Here is an 18,496-nt window from a genome sequence, read left to right as displayed (position 1 = left end):
CTCCTCTAGTCTAAACTGCGTGAGCGCAGCGCCACGAGTCCCCGCGGTTTCCATTGCAAGAATGCAACAATACAAGCAAATACCAGAACCTTGCCAATCGATGCACTTGTGTACGTTTCAAACAACGTATTAAATACTCCAATACCAAGCGCACCAGCAACAGTACCTACCAGCTTGCCAACACCGCCAAGAACGACAACCATAAATGCATCCACTATATAATAGGTTCCAAGGGATGGGCCAATCGGTCCGAGCAGTGTGAGTGCGCAGCCCGCGATCCCCGCGATGCCAGAACCTATGGCGAAGGTAAGTCCATCTACCTGTCTAGTGGAAATCCCGAGACACCCCGCCATATTGCGGTTTTGCATCACCGCTCGCATACGACGCCCCTGAGCTGTCTTATAGATATAGATATACATTAGAAGCAGCACCACAACGACTAGCAGGATGATAAACAATCTTGTATATGGGAGAACGATTGAATCAGTCACTGCGAACCCCCCGCTCAGCCACGAAGGACTGGTTACCCCGACATTCGGGGCACCAAATATCGTCCGTGCCAGCTGCTGCAATATCATCCCGACGCCCCAGGTAGCCAGAAGGCTATCCAGGGGACGTCCGTATAAATGGCGAATGAGCAGAACTTCAAGCAGCCACCCTACAGCTGCAGCAACCAGAAAAGAAACCGGCAATGCCACCAGAAAATAAGTATTAAACCAAGAAGCAGGCATGTAGGAAATAAACAGGGTTTGCGTGACGAATGTCGCATAAGCTCCAATCATGATCATTTCCCCATGCGCCATATTGATGACGTTCATGAGCCCAAAGGTTACAGCAAGACCCAGTGCAATCAAGAGCAGTATCGAACTTACACTAAGTCCATTAAAGGCTTGAAGTATAAACATATCCATCCGAGTTCTGCCTCCTTCCCTCAATATAGAAGATAAGCGGTTTATTCAGCGCTAAGTGATTTGCCCCATTCATAGGTTTCAAGATATGGGTCCGGCTTCACAGGCTCGCCTGAATTCCACAGCTCTTTGAATTGTCCGTCTGACTGCACTTCACCGATTCGAACCGTTTTGTAAATGTGCTGATTGTCGCCATCAATCGTTACTTTTCCGCTTGGCGCATCAAACTCGATCCCTTTCGCCGCTTCTTTCACTTTCTCCACATCCGTAGATCCTGCCTTCTCAACCGCTGCTTTCCATAAATAGACCGCCGTATAGCCCGCTTCAATCGGATCTGCCGTTACGCGGTCTTCACCGTATTTTGCTTTGTAAGCTTCTGTGAATTTTGTATTCTCAGGCGTTTCTGTTGTTTGATAATAATTCCATGCTGCAAGGTGACCCGTCAGCACATCAGCACCAATGCCTCGAATCTCTTCTTCCGCTACGCTGACAGATAGAGTCGTCATATCCTCAGCGGTGATGCCCGCATCCTTTAATTGTTTAAAAAAGGCAACGTTGCTGTCCCCATTCAGTGTGTTGTATACGACATCTGGATCAGCCGCTTTGATCTTGCTGATGATTGTACTGTAGTCCGTATGTCCTAATGGAGTATACTCTTCTCCTACAACCTCTCCGCCCTCAGCCTGAAGCTGAGCCGTTATAATTTTGTTCGCAGTCTTAGGGAAAACGTAGTCTGAGCCTAGCAGGAAGAACTTCTTGCCCCGATTCTCCAGAAGCCAGCTGACCGAGGGTACAATCTGCTGATTCGTCGTCGCGCCTGTATAGAAGATGTTAGGCGAAGCCTCCAAGCCTTCATATTGAACAGGATAGAAGAGAAGTCCATTGTTAGATTCAACGACAGGCAGCATCGCTTTACGACTCGCGGAAGTCCATCCTCCGAACACAGCCGCCACTTTATCCTGCTGGAGCAGCTTACCTGCCTTCTCAGCAAAGATCGCCGGGTCAGACGCGCCATCCTCTATGACAGGTTCGATCTGTTTGCCAAGCACGCCGCCGGCTGCATTAATTTCCTCGATCGCCAGCATCTCCGCATCCTTAACCGATACCTCACTGATGGACATCGTCCCGCTAAGAGAATGCAGCACGCCAACTTTAATCGTATCCCCTTCTGAAGCAGCTGCCGTTTCCGTTCCATTCGTACCGGTTGTTTGCTGTGTAGCTGTTTCTCCACCGGATACGCATCCAGACAGCATCAGAACACCAGCCATCATGACAGGAAACCATTTGCCGAACTTTTTCTTTAACATTGACTCCACTCCCCTTTGTTTTTTCCTTCAGACCGAACATTCTCATAATTTTTTCCAACAATGTTTGGTGATCACATTATAGGTGCATCGATTTTGTTGTGTCAATATTCCTTACATAATTTTATTTTTCGCCTAACGCGATCATGCATCTTCACAAAATGATATGATTATCATTGACAAAGCATTCTTATCTGTGTGAGTATATTTAACATAAAATGATCTATTTCAATTCTATCTTTTCTAGCAACGGCAGCTAGTTTCGATCCTCACTAGCAGTCTGAATTGTCTAATTGCACAACGGACAAAATGAACACTTTTGTTCAAGCCATCCGTTGTATTATGATGTTAGATATCAAAACTTGAAAAATCTAGAAATAGAATGCAGGGCAGAAAGGTTGGATTCATGTGCACTGGACTGAGGAAGAAAAAGACAAACTGCTTGTTACCGTAGCTGCCAACTTGGCCAGGGAGCGCAAGGCACGCGGACTCAAATTAAATGTACCCGAAGCCATCGCCATCCTGACCTCTGAAGTGCTGGAACGAGCTCGCGACGGCATGACTGTAGCAGAGCTGATGCGTTATGGAGGGACGGTATTAACGAAAGAAGACTGCATGGAGGGCGTTCCGGATATGATTCCGGAGGTACAGGTGGAAGCTACATTTCCTGACGGGACGAAGCTTGTAACCATTCATGAGCCGATTCGCTGACTCTTACCCACTAGTAACGGAATACACTCATAGAAAGGCAGGAATTCATCTTGATCCCAGGAGAATACAGGTTAAAGAAGGACGACATCATCTGTCATCCTGATCGTGACACGATTCAGCTCACCGTGATCAACCGGGGAGACCGGCCAGTGCAGATCGGATCACATGTCCATTTTTACGAGGTGAATGCCCAGCTTGATTTCGATCGTAAGAGTGCCTACGGACGCAGGCTGCATATTCCAGCAGGAACCGCCGTACGTTTTGAACCTGGTGAGGAGAAGCCGGTCGATCTTACTACATTTGGCGGGAAACGTCGAATTCAGGGATTCAACAATCTGACCAACGGATCGCTCGATCAGCCTGCTGATGAAGTCAAGCTTAAGACATTTATTGAAAGGTTCGGTGCTCCTGCAGCGAATAACGAAGGTGACCCATCATGAAAAAGATGACTCGTGAGCAATACGCATCCATGTTCGGTCCGACAACAGGTGATGCCATCAGACTCGCAGATACGGAACTGTGGGCAGAAATCGAGAAGGATTATGCCGTATATGGTGATGAGAGCAAGTTTGGCGGAGGCAAGGTGATTCGCGATGGCATGGGCCAATCGGCTTCTGCACTGCGAAGCCAAGGAACACCGGATACTGTTATTACAAACGTCGTCATCATAGACCATTGGGGTATTGTAAAGGCGGATATCGGTATTCGAGATGGGTTTATTTGCGGCATTGGGAAATCCGGAAACCCGGATACGATGGACGGTGTCGATCCTGCTCTCGTTATTGGCGCAGCAACGGAAATTATCGCCGGCGAAGGGCATATCATAACTGCTGGAGGAATAGACACACATATTCACTTTATCGCACCACAGCAGATACGTACCGCCATCAATTCGGGTATTACGACGATGATCGGCGGTGGAACCGGACCTGCTACAGGCACCAAAGCCACAACCTGCACTCCAGGCGAGTGGCATATTCATACGATGCTGCAGTCTGCGGAAGGATTCCCAATGAATCTCGGGTTCCTTGGCAAAGGCAACAGCTCCACAACGGAACCGCTCATCGAACAGATCAAGGCAGGTGCCATCGGACTGAAGCTGCATGAAGACTGGGGCACAACACCCGCTGCGATCGACGCTTGTCTGACTGCAGCCGAGCAGCAAGACGTACAGGTCGCAATTCATACGGATACACTCAATGAGACTGGATTCTTGGAGAGCACGCTTGCCGCAATTAACGGCCGGACCATCCATACATATCATACAGAGGGAGCGGGCGGCGGACATGCGCCTGATATCATTCGTGCTGCCGGAGAGAACTACGTTATCCCATCCTCCACCAATCCGACCAGACCTTATACTCGTAATACGATTGAAGAACATCTGGACATGCTGATGGTGTGCCATCATCTTGATCCATCCATACCTGAGGACGTTGCTTTTGCTGATTCACGGATTCGTCCAGAGACCATTGCGGCTGAAGATATTCTTCACGACCTCGGCGTATTTAGTATCATCAGCTCGGATTCTCAGGCTATGGGACGGGTAGGCGAAGTCATTATTCGTACCTGGCAAACCGCCGACAAGATGAAGAAGCAGCGCGGCAAGCTCTCGATCAGCGAGAATTCACCATCGGACAACGACCGGATTAAACGTTATGTTGCCAAGTATACAATTAATCCTGCAATAGCTCACGGCATCAGTCATATTGTCGGATCAGTTGAAGTCGGCAAATGGGCAGATCTTGTGCTATGGAGCCCTGCGTATTTTGGAGTCAAGCCAGAGATGGTGCTGAAGGGCGGCATTATAACCCAGGCACAGATGGGTGATCCGAACGCCTCCATACCGACACCGCAGCCCGTGTTTAACCGCCCTATGTTCGGTTCGTTCGGTAAAGCGCTGCAAAAAGGCTCGATCACCTTCGTCTCCCGAGCAGCTAAAGAAGCAGGCATAGGTGAACAGCTTGGCTTGACTAAACGTATTGAGGCAGTTAAAGGCTGCCGAAGCGTGACCAAGAAGGACATGATCCACAATAATGTCACGCCGGTCATAGAAGTTGATCCCGAAACATATGAAGTCAAAGCAGACGGAGAGCCGCTTACTTGCGAGCCTGCGGAGAGTCTTCCGATGACACAGCGATATTTTATGTTCTGATCAGCTCATCAGACTTAAGGAAGTGGTGACATATTGCAGACCAGCTCTACGATTAAATTACTAAGATACGCACAGCTGCTGGATTCGGCACTTCCCATAGGAGGCTTCTCCCATTCTTCGGGACTCGAAACCTATACCGCCGAAGGGGTAATCCGGACAAGCGAAGAACTCGCTTCATTCATTCGCAGCCAGCTGACCGGGAGTCTCACCCGATTAGACGGGCTTGCCATGAAGGGCGTGTACGAGGCAGCAGCGAATAACAACCCTGTAGGAATCGCCCTCTATGACAAACGTCTCTTTGCCCAGCGCTCTCCAAGAGAGCTGCGAGAGAGCTCACACAAAATGGGAAAGCGTCTGATGAAGCTGGCACGAAGCATATACCCCGATCTAGAGCTTGATTTGCTCGATATCTCCGTTCGGGACCATGGTGCTCTATGTTGTCTGCCGACAGTGCATGCCTATATCGCCTTTCGACTGGAGATTGGTTTGGATGAAGCAGTAACCGGGCATTTGTATACCGCTGTCACAGCATATGTAAACAGTGCGTTACGGCTTATGCCGATAGGCCAGACTGAAGCGCAGAGATTGATCCAGGAGCTCATTCTTGATATCGAAGCAGCCTGGAACGCAGTCAAAGATACCGACCCTATGGGGATGAGCAGCTATAGTTTTGCTCAAGAAATTTACGCCATGAGGCACGAAACACTGCCGGCCAGATTGTTTATGTCTTAATTTAGATGTATCCATAAATTTTAGGAGGATGATTCATATGTGTGGAACAGGCTCAAATCATCAGCATCACGCAAACTGGGAGAGAATTCCGTTTGACCACAGTCGTCCCATGCGGATCGGTATCGGCGGTCCGGTAGGCTCCGGCAAGACGGCCCTTGTGGAAAAACTGTCCAAGGCACTACGCACCCGTTACAGCATCGCAGTAATTACCAACGATATTTATACCAAAGAGGATGCCGAAATTCTTCTTCGTCAGAATGCTCTGGATAGCAGCCGCATTATCGGTGTTGAGACTGGAGGCTGCCCGCATACCGCTATTCGCGAGGATGCTTCCATGAACTTCGAAGCCGTAGAGGAGCTGCAAGAACGTTTCGAAGATCTGCAAATGATCTTTATTGAGAGTGGAGGAGATAATCTGTCCGCTGCCTTCAGCCCAGAACTGGCCGATGTGTTTATCTACATTATAGATGTAGCACAAGGTGAGAAGCTCCCTCGTAAAGGCGGCCCTGGTATTACTCGTTCGGACCTCCTGCTCATCAACAAGACCGACCTCGCTCCATTCGTTGGCGCAGACCTCAGCGTCATGGAGTCAGATACGCAAAAAGTGCGTGAAGGCCGCCCTTATGTAATGTCCAATCTGATGAGCGGTGAAGGCGTATCCGAAATTATCCATTGGCTTGAGCACCAATTCATGGATGATGAGGCAGCTGCTGCCCATCAGCACGATCATGAACATGGCCATCAGCACTCCCATTAATCTTCGATCAGAAGAGCGGACAGACCTGTATCCGTCCGGTATGAAACGAAGTGAGCTGTATGCCACCTTTGAGAACAAAGGTGGCCTCACTTATATTACGGACCGATATCATGCCGTGCCGCTGAGAATCAGCCGGACCTTTCGCCTTCCCGGCAGTGACGGAGAGCTATGTGTATACACCTCAGATGTATCACCCGGTGTGATGAATGGGGATGAGTATGATTCCAATTGGCTGCTCAAGGAAGGAGCTCATGTTGTTCTCACAAGTACTTCGGCTACGAGACTGCATCCCACCCCGACACTCCCTTCCTCTGTAAGCCATACTTTTCATTTGGAGCAAGGTGCAATACTTGAGTATTTCCCAGAATGTGTCATCCCTTTTGCCGGAAGCCGTTCCACCTTGACGACATCATTCCATCTCGGTGAGAGCTCCACCCTGGTCTATGCAGATGTGTGGTCAGCTGGTCGGGTGCACCGCGGAGAGCAATTTGACTTCATTCACTTCCAAGGCCACACAGAGGTATGGAAGAAGCAAGAACTCCTTGTCTGGGATCGATTCTCTCTAGAGCCTGGTCATGAGCAAGTGAATAACCTATCAGGCATGCTCGATTATACGCACATGGCTGCTTTATGGATCGTAGGAGAGAATATTGGACAGAAGGAACTTGCTGCTATACGTGAAGACCTTCCTGCGAACGGTGGCATTCTAGCAGGTGCAACCCTTCTCGCAGGTGGACAAGGGATCGCCGTACGCATGCTCGGGAGAGCAGCCTACGAGCTTCAGGAATTTTGCATCTCTTTGTGGAATCAAATCAGACCTGCAATAATAGGTAAGGTTCCGCTGCAATTTAGAAAATAGAGTCAAATAAAGGCCATGATCTGCTGCAAAGCAAATCATGGCCTGTTATGTATAATATATTAATATTATTTTCAAGAAGATTCGTCAGTGCCTATGTCAGCTCGCTTCTGCTTCCGATAACGGGTGAATTCGATATATTCCTTAATGAATTCCTGCTCCTTTACCGTTAACTCTGAAATTGTACTGTCAGTATGCCCTTCTGGATAATCTCCCGTCTTATAAGTCATATTCTGCTCTTTAATGATCACTTTACTTCTCCCGACCATGATCCAGTCCAGACTGACATCAAAAAAGGCAGCAATCTCAATCAGCTTGGTCGTACTTGGTACGGACTTTCCCCGTTTCCAGTCACCCAGATTCCCGGTGCTAATCTTGAGTTCCTCGCAGAAGGCTTTTTTTGTCATCCCTCGTTTATTAATCAATTCCTCAATTCGTGAATAAATCGAATTCATAAAAGACCGCCTTCCAGTTATGTCATTATGTAGTTGATTTTGTAAATAAAATTCACAATAATTCCATATTATATCACACACAGATTCCATCCTCAGCCTTCCATTTGAACCTAATATGCCTGCTCGTATATACTAATATAAATGTCCAGATAGATTGAGCCAAAGTGCTAAACAACCACGCCTATTCGAACTTTAGGATAAGCTGAATCACGTGAAACACATAGATCTGTCTGGATTTTGGCATAAGGAGTGAATGAATGAAGAAAATTAAGATTGTGACGGACTCTACAGTGGATATACCTCAATCCGTCATTCAGAAGCATGACATCGAAGTGGTGCCTCTTTCCTTTTCTATTGATGGTGTAAACTATATCGATGGGATCGATATCACCCCGGAACAATTTATTCAAAAAATGAAGCAAAGCAGTGAGCTGCCAAAGAGCTCTCAGCCTTCAGCTGGCGAGTTTTTGGAGCGTTACAACAGGCTTCATGAAGAAGGCTATGAAATTATATCTATTCACATGACAGGCAGCTTAAGCGGCACGGTACGCTCAGCAGAAATGGCTGCCGAGATGTCCAGTGCCAAAGTAACCGTTATAGATTCCCAATACATTTCGAAGGGTCTCTCGTTTCAGGTGCTTGAAGCAGCAGAATGGGCCGCAGAAGGTAAGACGACTTCTGAGATTGTCGATCGGATTACCGAAATCCGCAATCAGACAAAGCTATTTGTCGCAGTCGATACCCTCGAGAACCTCGTGAAGGGCGGGCGTATCGGCAAGAGCAAGGGTCTCATCGGCTCTCTGCTTCATATTAAACCGATAGCTACCCTGTCAGAGGGAAAATATACACCTGTCGTCAATCTGCGCAGTCACGCCCAAATCGTCAGACATTTGGCTAAACAATTTGCAGAAGATGTGAAAGGCAAGACCATTCATAAAGTAGGAATCGCCCATGCAGAAGGTCATAAATTGGCAGAGCAGCTGAAGCAGGCGATCTTGGATCTGACAGGTCATAAGGATGTTGATATCAGCTATACCTCTCCCATTATTAGTACGCATACCGGTGTAGGAGCAATCGGCTTTGTTTATTATTGCGGGTAAGCTCAACCGGAACTAATCTATTATTCGAGTTAAGATAAGAGAAGGACTATTTCTTGAGGCAGCTACGACGCATCAAGAAATAGTCCTTTTTTCGATGTACGATTTAGCAGTAAGCACTTGGTTCAAGCTTGTATATACAATACAATAAGCATCGACAGAACATAAAAAGAGTCTTACGCGTATAAACACGTAAGACTCCTTCACTAGTTAGGATGCGGTCGAGAGGACTCGAACCTCCACGGGTATACACCCACTACCCCCTCAAGATAGCGTGTCTGCCATTCCACCACGACCGCAAATATTAAACTGGTGAGCCATGAAGGACTCGAACCTTCGACACCCTGATTAAAAGTCAGGTGCTCTACCAACTGAGCTAATGGCTCTTGCTGAGTAATCCAATGTTGTATGCCACTATGCGAGGTACATAAAGCTTGGATAAATTTAAAGTGACCGGTAGGGGATACTCTCTCTTCGTTCGAGACTGCGATGCAATCCTCCCAAAGCTGATGCTTCGACGAACCCTTATGGGTTCTCATCCCCAATCGAAGCTAAAGTTTAAAGTGACCCGTAGGGGATTCGAACCCCTGTTACCTCCGTGAAAGGGAGGTGTCTTAACCCCTTGACCAACGGGCCTTAATTTCTCGATCGCTCATTGGCGACTTTTAGAGTATATCAAATAAATAAAGCATTTGACAAGCCCTTTTTTTCAAAAAAACAAAAAAATTATAAATCGAAATTATTCTCTATATTTTTCCATATTGATGCAGAATAATGCATGTTAACAAGCTTGGTAAGTCATTTTTGTTGCATAATTGCTTAACTTGACTTAAAATAACTTATAACGATGCATCAACGTAAGGAGGTATCCGCTTGTATCAGGAAGAACGCATGCAGCTTATCATGGATCATCTAGCCAAGTCAGGTCGAATCTCCATAGAAGATATATGCTCGATCTTTGACGTGTCCCGGGATACAGCAAGACGAGATCTTATCAAGCTTGAAGAGCAGGATCTCATTGTACGCACCAGAGGAGGCGCACTGCTCCCCTCCCCGATTCAGGAATTTAAAAATTATAAGGACCGTCTGATTACGGTGTCGGATGAGAAAAAGGCGATCGGCCGTCTAGCCGCTGCTTTAGTACGCAAGGGAGATCGGATCATTCTGGACTCCTCAACTACAGTTCAGGCCTGTGCCGAATATTTACATCCACAAGATTGCACCGTGATTACGAATTCCATTAACTCAGCAGACCTGCTATCAGATAAAGATTTCATTCAGATCAGGCTCCTGGGAGGAATACTGCATAAAGAGCATCGTTATGTCTATGGCGCCTCCGTCATTGAAACCTTATCCAACTATCATGTCGAGAAGGCTTTTATAGGTGTAGGTGGTGTGACAACCGATGGCATGAGCTCCGGTGATGAAGAAGGTAAGGTAAAGTTCAAGATGATGGAACAAGCCGATACCGTCATTGTGCTCGCGGATCACTCGAAGTTCGGGCGTAATTATTTTTACCGATTCGCAGATTGGAGCATGGTCGACATCATTATTACAGATCGTTCTCCAGACAAAGAAATGCTCGATTTTTTCAAAAAAAATCAGGTCGAAGTGTTAATTCCCGACGACGATCAGGAGGTTATATAATGATTAAACTTATTGCTATAGATCTGGACGGAACACTGCTAAACAGGGACAGTAAGATTAGTGAAGAAAATGCAAATGCTATCCGCAAAGCTCAAAACCTCGGTGTACACGTCACGATTGCCACAGGGCGAGCTCATGCTGACGTCAAAGCGATATGTAAAGAAGCTGGAATCAATACACCGGTTATCGGCGCGAATGGAGCTACAACGCATGATGAGAATTCAAACCGAGTGGAATCCATTCCAATGGATAGAAATACAGCCATGTCCGTGCTGGAATGGCTTGATCAGAACCAGTTCTATTATGAAGTCCTCACTGACCAAGCGATTTACTCGCCAAATGAAGGCCATCAGCTCATGTCTATAGAAATTGACCGGGCCTTAAGCGCGAATCCGGAAGAAAGTCTGGACCGCCTGCTCCGTATGGCAGAGAAGCAATATGAACAAACAGGTATCGTGCGTATCCCTTCTTATCTCAGCATTCCAGAGGATGCGGAAATTTATAATATCTTGTCTCTTTCCTTTGATAAACAGAAGCTTGAGCTCGGACGTGCGAAATTTCGGAATAATCCAGAGGTGACAATGGTCATTTCAGCAGATCACAATTTTGAAGTTGAGCATCCAGATGCTTCTAAAGGAAATGCGCTGAGGAAACTGGCTGCTAGGCTCGGCATTTCGCTGGAAAATACAATGGCTATTGGAGACAGCAATAATGATGTATCCATGCTTACCATTGCAGGCTGCTCCGTCGCGATGGGCAATGCACACCCGGACATTCAGGCTATCGCCAAAGAGGTTACACTTACCAATATTGAGAATGGCGTTGCCTACGCTATTGAACGTAAGCTGGCCGGCATGAATTTGGAGTCATCCTTATCTTAATTTGATATTACTAAGGCTGCTCTATCACAACAAAATGGCGAACCCTTGGGTTCGCCTATCATCCTTCATGTTCTATAAATCAAAAAAAGCCCTCACGGGCTTCTTTTATTATTGATGACGGAGAGAGAGGGATACTCTCCCTTCGGTCGAGACTGCGATGTTTACCTATCGAAGCTTACGCTCCGGCGAACCCCTATGGGTTCTCATCCCATCTTCAAGTCATAAATCAAAAAAAGCCCTCACGGGCTTCTTTTATTCTTTATGACGGAGAGAGAGGGATTCGAACCCTCGCACCGCTTACGCAGTCTAACCCCTTAGCAGAGGGTCCCCTTATAGCCACTTGGGTATCTCTCCATGGCTCCCCGAACAGGACTCGAACCTGTGACAACTCGATTAACAGTCGAGTGCTCTACCAACTGAGCTATCAGGGAACGTCAGCTGTAATTAATAATTTATCAAAAGTTTAGGCGAGAGTCAAGCCTTCGCCAGCTCCGATAATTTGAGCCTGCCACTGCAGCGTCCACAGCGATATTTGCGAACATCCACTTTACGCTTACGCTTGTACACCTGCGAGCAGCTCTGACAGATCAGCTCATATTTATAGGGAAGTGTTCTGCGAGCTTTACCGCCGGGCAAGCCCTGGCAGTACCTGCTCCCTCCTACTTGAGCTAACAGCTGTTTGAATTCGGGATCACGATGCTTATAGCCTCTTCCACGGATATGCAAATGATAATGGCATAGTTCATGTTTAATAATCTTCTCTACCTCATCAACACCATGCACCGCCAACTGATGCGGATTAATCTCAATACGATGGCTGCGCAGCATATATCTGCCGCCTGTTGTCGTCAAGCGTTTGTTAAAGACAGCCTCATGCCGAAAAGGCACACCGAAGCTATCCATAGATATTCGCTCAATCCAAGCCTGTAGTTCTTCGTTTGTCATTAGATTCACTCTTATTCAGCTCACTTCCGTGCATCGTTTCTACTTGATTGTAACTATACCTTGGGATACACTGTCAAGGAACGTTTAAGAACGACGACCAAAAGGGGAGAATCATCGTTATGTCCAAGATGCGCTACATCATTTTGCAACATGCTGATCAGCTCGAATTTGTAGAAATGCCATCTGATTATGCCTATCAGCTCAGTGCTCTGAATCTGCGCCTCCATAAGGAGATCAGCAAGCTTACAGCAGATGCTGTTCCAAGATTACCAAGAGCCATTGCTGAATGCGACCAGCTGGATTTGCTGGAAGAGCATTACGCCATCACAGGCGGTCTCGATTATATTAACCAGCTGGAGCAATCCTTTGCTTCCGTCAAAGAAGAGCATTACCCCCTGATAGCCCTGTTAACAGAGATTCGCGCCCTTCAGGCTCAGCTCGAACAATGGTATGAGGAAGAAGAACTGATCTAATCAACTTATCGTGAACTAGAAATGAAAAAATAACCGTTCTGCAGATCGAACTAAAGAAATGACCGATGTCTTCTTTAGCCTATCTGCTAGAACGGTTATTTGATGTAGACCTGCACTAATCGGGCGTTTCCCCCATATGCTAACGTACAGATGTTAACGGGTGTTAGGAGGGATTCCCTTGCCACAGTGGCTCAGTAACCAACTTATGCGTGCGTTCCACAAAAAGGACAGTCGTCAAATTAAGCTGTTGAACGAATGCTGGTTCTTCTATCGCAACCGTCCGGGCAATACTGGAGGAATAGAGACCAATAATTCCAGGCTCTAATATTAATACACAGCCGATGAGCCTCTCTTGCTTGGCTCACCGGCTGCTTCTTATTCATGCGTCTGCGTCGATTTAAGCTTTATTCGGATTCTTCATGGTCAGTGCTACTCGGCCTTTCTTCAGCTCGACACTAAGTACCCATACCGTCACATTGTCTCCTACAGAAACAACGTCCATCGGATGCTTAACAAACCCTTCACTCATTTGCGAAATATGGACCAGCCCATCGCTCTTAATTCCAATGTCAATAAAAGCCCCGAAGTCGATCACATTCCGAACGGTTCCCTGCAGCTCCATTCCCGCTTCCAAATCTTCAATCTTAAGCACATCAGTACGGAAGATGGGTAGTGGCAGCTCGTCCCGCGGATCACGGCCCGGACGCTGAAGACTATCCATGATGTCTCGCAGTGTAGGCACACCAACCTCTAACTTGCCTGCAAGCTCTTCGATCCGCTGCTCATCCAGCATTTGTGCAAGCTCTTCACTGCCAAGCTTGTCCAGGTCCACCTTCAGCTCCTGGAAGAGCCGATCCACAACAGCATAGGATTCTGGATGGATCGCGGTGCGGTCCAGCGGGTTAACTCCTTCAGAGATTCGCATGAAGCCTGCACATTGCTCAAAGGTCTTCGCTCCTAGACGAGGTACTTTTTGCAGCTCCTTGCGTGAAGTGAATTTGCCGTTTTCCTCTCGGAACTTCACGATATTTTTGGCGATCGTTGAATTAACGCCTGCCACATACGACAGCAGGGAAGGAGAAGCCGTATTTACATCTACGCCTACATGGTTAACTGCAGATTCAACAACAGCCTTCAAGCTGTCCTCCAGATGCTTCTGGGAGACGTCATGCTGATATTGCCCCACTCCAATGGCCTTGGGATCGATCTTGACGAGCTCTGCGAGCGGATCCTGTACACGGCGGGCAATCGAGGCAGCACTGCGCTCTGCAACATCCAGGTCAGGGAACTCCTCTTGAGCCAGCTTGGAAGCAGAATATACACTGGCACCTGCCTCGTTAACGATCAGATAAGCGAGAGATTTGGCTTCAAGCTCTTGAATAACTTCGGCCACGAATTGTTCCGTCTCGCGAGAAGCCGTTCCGTTACCAATTACGATCAGCTCAATATCATACTTGTGGATCAGCTCGTTAAATTTCTCTTTCGCTGCTTGCTTCTTATTGTTTGGCGGTGTTGGATAGGTGACAGCCACCTCCAGCAATTTACCGGTATCATCCACAACCGCAAGCTTACAGCCTGTACGGTAAGCAGGATCGACTCCCAGCACACGTTTGCCCTTGATCGGCGGCTGCAGAAGCAGACTGCGCAGGTTACCAGAGAAGATTGAGATCGCCTGGTTCTCCCCTTTTTCCGTAAGCTCGGCTCTTACCTCTCGCTCTATGGAAGGAGCAATCAGACGCTTGTAGGCATCCTCAATAACGAACCGAATTTGCTCCTCTACGACCGAGGAAGGCTTCAGAATCTGGCGTCCAATATAGTTATGCACCGGTTCTGCATTAACATCTAGACCGATCTTGAGAATATTCTCCCGTTCTCCCCGATTAATAGCTAGAATGCGGTGTGGCGGCATTTTTTTGGCCAGCTCGCGATAGCTGTAATAGTTCTCATACACGGATTCGACTTCTGTATCCTTCGCCTCGGAAGTAAGCACTCCATGGTCCAGAGTATAACGGCGAACCCATTTGCGAATTTCCGCATCGTCAGCAATATTTTCAGCCAAAATATCCAGTGCTCCTGCTAGTGCTGCTTCTGCGCTCTCTACGCCCAGCTCCTCATTTACATAGCTCGCTGCCTCATCAAGCACATTCCCCTGCTTGGGCTGATTCCATATCCATTCGGACAAGGGCTCAAGACCTCGCTCTTTGGCAACACTGGCACGGGTCTTTCTTTTCTGACGATAAGGCCGGTACAGGTCCTCTACCTCTTGAAGCTTCACCGCTTCGGTAATGGCTGTGGAAAGTTCTGCTGTAAGCTTACCCTGTTCATCAATAATTCGGATGACTTCTACTTTGCGGTCCTCCAGGTTACGCAGATAAATCGTACGCTCTTCGATGTGCCGCAATACGTTCTCATCCAGTTCACCTGTCATTTCCTTACGATAACGGGCGATGAAGGGGATCGTGTTCCCTTCGTTCAGAAGGCCAACCGTTGTTCTAACCTGCTTGATTGTAAGCGACAGCTCCTTCGCCACCTGCTTAACAATTCGCTCTTCACGCTCCTGTTTTACTTGTTCTTCATTTACTTCCATCGTCGTTGGTTCCGTCAAAAAAATCCCTCTTTCCTGTAGGATTACCTGGGGCGATCTTGAGTTGGAGACATCAGAGAAAACGCACGAAGCTAAATGCTGCGCCTGTGAGTATGGTCTTCCCATCGCTGTTGTTCATAGAGTTATACGATTTAATAAGACCTAACAGGTTCAACTCTAAGAACAAAGGCGTACGCATTCGCTCTACAGCCCATTCTCACTTGCTCCGCAGCGCTCCGTGTATTGCTGATGAGTCCTCCAAAAAATATCGCGCCGTCCAATTTTTATTTTTTATATACTGCACATATTTTTTAGGTGAAGGATTTTGCATAAATCCCAAGGTTAGTAGAAGTCGGTTTGTTCCCCGCTTCATTCTCTTTATTTTTTGGTGTTTAAATGATGATTTTATCATCCGTAAATGAATGATGATACTTTATTATCACAGAACTTGACCTTAATTTCCACATCTGACCCGCTCTACAGCCAATTTCAAGATAAAAAAAGACTGTTTCGGCACATCAAAGTGATGACCAAAACAGTCCTTTTTGTTCAATATAAGTCTAACTCAAAGCTTTACACTCTCTTGAAACGATGAAGCTCGCTGTGGAAGTCCCCATTCTTGCTTCCCACCGAAATTCCTGCATACATCAGTGCATCTCCACTATATACGCCTTCTCCATTAACGAGTGCATAATCACGCTCTGGATCCAATCCGGTCAGCTTGAGGCGGACCAGTGGAGCATTAGGCTCTGCAAGGACACGGAAGTAGAATACAGCCACATCGGTGCCGTCCTTGGATACGAACATCCAAGCCGTTTCATTTCCTTCGAAGGGACTTAACAACCGGTAGAACACACCGAATTGTACAAGCTCGCGAATCTCCTTATATAGTTCAACTTGTGCAGCTACAATTGACTTCTCCTCATCTGTGAACTTGGTCAGGTCCAGCTCATAGCCAAAATTGCCTGACATTGCGACATTACCGCGAGTTTCAAGTGATGTCGTACGCTCTACCTGGTGGTTAGGTACAGCCGAGATGTGCGAAGCCATCGCACTTACCGGATAGACAAGGCTTGTACCATACTGAATGCGAAGACGGGATACCGCGTCGGTATTATCGCTCGTCCAGGTCTGTGGCATGTAGTACAGCATCCCCGGATCAAAACGTCCGCCGCCGCCGGAGCAGCTCTCGAACAAAATGTCAGGGAAAGCAGATGTGATGCGTTCCATTACATCATATAGACCTAACATATAGCGATGTGCCGTCTCCTTCTGTCTTTCCGCAGGAAGCTGTGCAGAACCAATTTCGGTCATATTCCGGTTCATATCCCACTTCACATAAGTTATCGGTGCACTTGATAAAATGTCCGAAATCATGCGTACGATCTCATCCTGTACATCCTTCCGTGACATATCGAGCACCAGCTGCTGTCTGCCCTCTGTCCGGCGTCTATCCGGTACATGCAGACACCAGTCCGGATGCGCTTTATACAAATCGCTGTCTGGGGAGATCATCTCCGGTTCAAACCACAAACCAAATTGCATTCCGGTATCGGTCACACGTTTCACCAGATTATCGAGTCCATCAGGCAGCTTCTTCTTGTCGACAGTCCAATCCCCTAGTGAAGAGTTGTCACTGTCACGATGACCGAACCAGCCGTCATCCAGGACGAACAATTCAATGCCCAGCTCTTTGCCGGCTGCTGCAATGCTCTCGATCTTGTCCGCATTGAAATTGAAATACGTCGCTTCCCAGTTGTTGACCAGAATTGGACGCTGCTGATCTCTGAACTTCCCGCGGGCTAATCTCTCACGATACAATGCATGGTAGCTGCGTGACATGCCGCCAAGGCCCTGATCAGAATATACCATGACGACTTCTGGTGTTTGGAACGACGCTCCGGGCGTGAGCTGCCACCCGAATTCAAATGGATTAATGCCAAGGGACAATCTCGTCGTCTTGAACTGATCTACTTCTGCCGCTGCAACAAAGCTTCCACTGTACACAAGGCTGAAACCAAATACTTCACCAGACACTTCCGTTACTCCAGGCGTAAGAAGCGCTGCGAATGGATTCTGCTGATGTGAGCTGGATCCACGGCGGCTTTCGACACTTTGCGTGCCCACCGTCAGTGGTTTGCGTATAATTTCCCGCTCCCGAACCCAAGCACCGGATAACTGAAGCCATTCATAATCGGCATGAGGAAAATCAATGCTTGCGCTCAGCGCACGTAAAATCTCGCTGGTCGTCTCTCCTGTATTGGTAATTCGGGCTGAGCGGGTAATGGCATTGTAGTTATTGTAGGCAGTATAGCTAAGTTCAAGCTTGATTCCAGCAACAGCATCCTCCAGCTGAATAATTAAAGTGTCTGCCTCCTCCTCTTGTTCTACATAGGACTGCGGAAGACCCTCAAGCTGCGGCTTGCCGCGTACAATACTGTGGCCTGTATATAAGAACTCGGTTACGGTGGAACCGTTTGCTTGTTTCAATTGAATCGCCGGATTTCTAAAGTCACTCGTGCCGTATACCGGATATTCCTGTGGCAGCGTATCAAACGATATCGTCCGATCCTCAGGCACTGGATTCGGGCTGAAGGAGGAGCGCTCCTGACGCACCTGAAGCCAGCTTAAATCACCGTGTCTCAGTTTTTTTCCATAATACAGATGGGTCAAATGTCCTGTAGGCATTACTTGAAATACATAACTTGCTTCTACGGTTTGCAGATGAAATAATCGCTTTTCCTCGGTATAGAAAATCCCCATATTACCCTCCATGGCCTCCTGGTTTCCAGCGTATGATCTATCATTCGGAAAAATAATAGCGCTTTCAACAACATGAGACGTCTTTTTTTTCTCTCATCAGTATAGATTTCTATAGAGCGGAATGCAATGAATTATCTTCGTCTCTTGTTAGAGTCTTCAACCAAAAAATGTACCAATCCATTAATATCGCCTGCAAAAAAGAGAGTGCACGGCCTATATAAGACCATG

The 18,496-nt window shown here is 47.4% G+C and carries 17 protein-coding genes and 5 tRNA genes; 11 read left to right on the top strand and 11 right to left on the bottom strand.

Annotated elements, in window-relative coordinates; all coding sequences use genetic code 11:
• Positions 1–5 precede the first annotated feature (5 nt).
• Together urtB and urtA are read right to left on the bottom strand one after the other, a co-directional pair.
• Positions 6–911: an urea ABC transporter permease subunit UrtB gene (gene urtB, locus BM415_RS01570; protein WP_091153856.1), complete on the bottom strand. Its 906-nt coding sequence runs from the start codon at positions 909–911 to the stop codon at positions 6–8.
• Between the two features lie 41 nt (positions 912–952).
• A complete protein-coding gene (urtA, locus tag BM415_RS01565; protein ID WP_244533111.1) occupies positions 953–2,215 on the bottom strand; it encodes an urea ABC transporter substrate-binding protein in 1,263 nt (420 codons plus the stop codon).
• Positions 2,216–2,620: 405 nt separating this feature from the next.
• On the opposite strand from urtA, the gene BM415_RS01560 reads away from it, so the two are divergent.
• From BM415_RS01560 to BM415_RS01535, 6 genes are read left to right on the top strand one after another with little or no spacing between them, the layout of a single operon-like run.
• On the top strand, positions 2,621–2,923 hold the full coding sequence (locus BM415_RS01560) for an urease subunit gamma (RefSeq protein WP_047912301.1): 303 nt from the start codon (positions 2,621–2,623) through the stop codon (positions 2,921–2,923).
• Between the two features lie 50 nt (positions 2,924–2,973).
• Positions 2,974–3,363, top strand: a complete 390-nt coding sequence (locus tag BM415_RS01555; protein WP_091153854.1) for an urease subunit beta — start codon at positions 2,974–2,976, stop codon at positions 3,361–3,363.
• Positions 3,360–5,078, top strand: a complete 1,719-nt coding sequence (gene ureC / locus BM415_RS01550; protein WP_091153852.1) for an urease subunit alpha — start codon at positions 3,360–3,362, stop codon at positions 5,076–5,078. Before BM415_RS01555 ends, ureC begins: the two co-directional genes overlap by 4 nt.
• Positions 5,079–5,111: 33 nt before the next feature.
• Entirely contained in the window at positions 5,112–5,810 is a 699-nt protein-coding gene (locus BM415_RS01545) for an urease accessory protein UreF (RefSeq protein WP_170862336.1), read from the top strand.
• A gap of 37 nt (positions 5,811–5,847) precedes the next feature.
• Positions 5,848–6,567, top strand: coding sequence for an urease accessory protein UreG (gene ureG, locus BM415_RS01540; protein ID WP_091153848.1), 720 nt, complete (start codon positions 5,848–5,850; stop codon positions 6,565–6,567).
• Positions 6,506–7,426 (top strand): urease accessory protein UreD, encoded by a 921-nt coding sequence (locus tag BM415_RS01535; protein ID WP_091153846.1) that lies wholly within the window; start codon positions 6,506–6,508, stop codon positions 7,424–7,426. The genes ureG and BM415_RS01535 overlap by 62 nt, the downstream gene beginning before the upstream one ends.
• A gap of 71 nt (positions 7,427–7,497) precedes the next feature.
• On the opposite strand, the gene BM415_RS01530 is transcribed toward BM415_RS01535, so the two are convergent.
• The gene (locus tag BM415_RS01530) at positions 7,498–7,878 is read right to left on the bottom strand and encodes a helix-turn-helix domain-containing protein (RefSeq protein ID WP_091153843.1); all 381 of its coding nucleotides are present in this window, start codon (positions 7,876–7,878) and stop codon (positions 7,498–7,500) included.
• A gap of 257 nt (positions 7,879–8,135) precedes the next feature.
• Here BM415_RS01530 and BM415_RS01525 point away from each other — a divergent pair, with 257 nt between their 5' ends.
• Positions 8,136–8,978 (top strand): DegV family protein, encoded by an 843-nt coding sequence (locus BM415_RS01525; protein ID WP_091153841.1) that lies wholly within the window; start codon positions 8,136–8,138, stop codon positions 8,976–8,978.
• A gap of 213 nt (positions 8,979–9,191) precedes the next feature.
• On the opposite strand, the gene BM415_RS01520 is transcribed toward BM415_RS01525, so the two are convergent.
• The 3 genes from BM415_RS01520 to BM415_RS01510 form a co-directional block, all read right to left on the bottom strand.
• Positions 9,192–9,274 (bottom strand) — tRNA-Leu (locus BM415_RS01520).
• An 11-nt stretch (positions 9,275–9,285) separates the two neighbouring features.
• A tRNA-Lys gene (locus tag BM415_RS01515) sits at positions 9,286–9,361 on the bottom strand.
• Positions 9,362–9,539: 178 nt separating this feature from the next.
• Positions 9,540–9,611, bottom strand: a tRNA-Glu gene (locus BM415_RS01510).
• 237 nt (positions 9,612–9,848) lie between these two features.
• Here BM415_RS01510 and BM415_RS01505 point away from each other — a divergent pair.
• The gene (locus tag BM415_RS01505) at positions 9,849–10,622 is read left to right on the top strand and encodes a DeoR/GlpR family DNA-binding transcription regulator (RefSeq protein WP_091153838.1); all 774 of its coding nucleotides are present in this window, start codon (positions 9,849–9,851) and stop codon (positions 10,620–10,622) included.
• 2 nt (positions 10,623–10,624) lie between these two features.
• Positions 10,625–11,503, top strand: coding sequence for a Cof-type HAD-IIB family hydrolase (locus BM415_RS01500; protein WP_091158979.1), 879 nt, complete (start codon positions 10,625–10,627; stop codon positions 11,501–11,503).
• A gap of 265 nt (positions 11,504–11,768) precedes the next feature.
• On the opposite strand, the gene BM415_RS01495 is transcribed toward BM415_RS01500, so the two are convergent.
• From BM415_RS01495 to BM415_RS01485, 3 genes are all read right to left on the bottom strand, one after another.
• A tRNA-Ser gene (locus BM415_RS01495) sits at positions 11,769–11,857 on the bottom strand.
• A 1-nt stretch (position 11,858) separates the two neighbouring features.
• A tRNA-Asn gene (locus BM415_RS01490) sits at positions 11,859–11,934 on the bottom strand.
• Positions 11,935–11,977: 43 nt separating this feature from the next.
• Complete coding sequence (locus BM415_RS01485) at positions 11,978–12,448, bottom strand: SprT family protein (protein WP_170862335.1); 471 nt, start codon at positions 12,446–12,448, stop codon at positions 11,978–11,980.
• A 119-nt stretch (positions 12,449–12,567) separates the two neighbouring features.
• On the opposite strand from BM415_RS01485, the gene BM415_RS01480 reads away from it, so the two are divergent.
• Positions 12,568–12,921, top strand: a complete 354-nt coding sequence (locus BM415_RS01480) for a hydrolase/acyltransferase (protein ID WP_091153832.1) — start codon at positions 12,568–12,570, stop codon at positions 12,919–12,921.
• A gap of 178 nt (positions 12,922–13,099) precedes the next feature.
• Complete coding sequence (gene cmpA / locus BM415_RS01475; protein WP_091153829.1) at positions 13,100–13,246, top strand: cortex morphogenetic protein CmpA; 147 nt, start codon at positions 13,100–13,102, stop codon at positions 13,244–13,246.
• Between the two features lie 72 nt (positions 13,247–13,318).
• Here the strand turns inward: cmpA and BM415_RS01470 are convergent, their stop codons facing one another.
• Together BM415_RS01470 and BM415_RS01465 are read right to left on the bottom strand one after the other, a co-directional pair.
• Positions 13,319–15,508, bottom strand: coding sequence for a Tex family protein (locus tag BM415_RS01470; RefSeq protein WP_091158977.1), 2,190 nt, complete (start codon positions 15,506–15,508; stop codon positions 13,319–13,321).
• A gap of 570 nt (positions 15,509–16,078) precedes the next feature.
• Positions 16,079–18,268: an alpha-galactosidase gene (locus tag BM415_RS01465; protein ID WP_091153827.1), complete on the bottom strand. Its 2,190-nt coding sequence runs from the start codon at positions 18,266–18,268 to the stop codon at positions 16,079–16,081.
• Between the last annotated feature and the right edge of the window lie 228 nt (positions 18,269–18,496).

Source organism: Paenibacillus sp. 453mf (assembly GCF_900116105.1).
GTDB classification, from domain to species: Bacteria; Bacillota; Bacilli; order Paenibacillales; family Paenibacillaceae; genus Paenibacillus; species Paenibacillus provencensis.
Note: the sequence above shows the minus strand (reverse complement) of the source record. Positions and strands in the feature narration are given on the sequence as shown.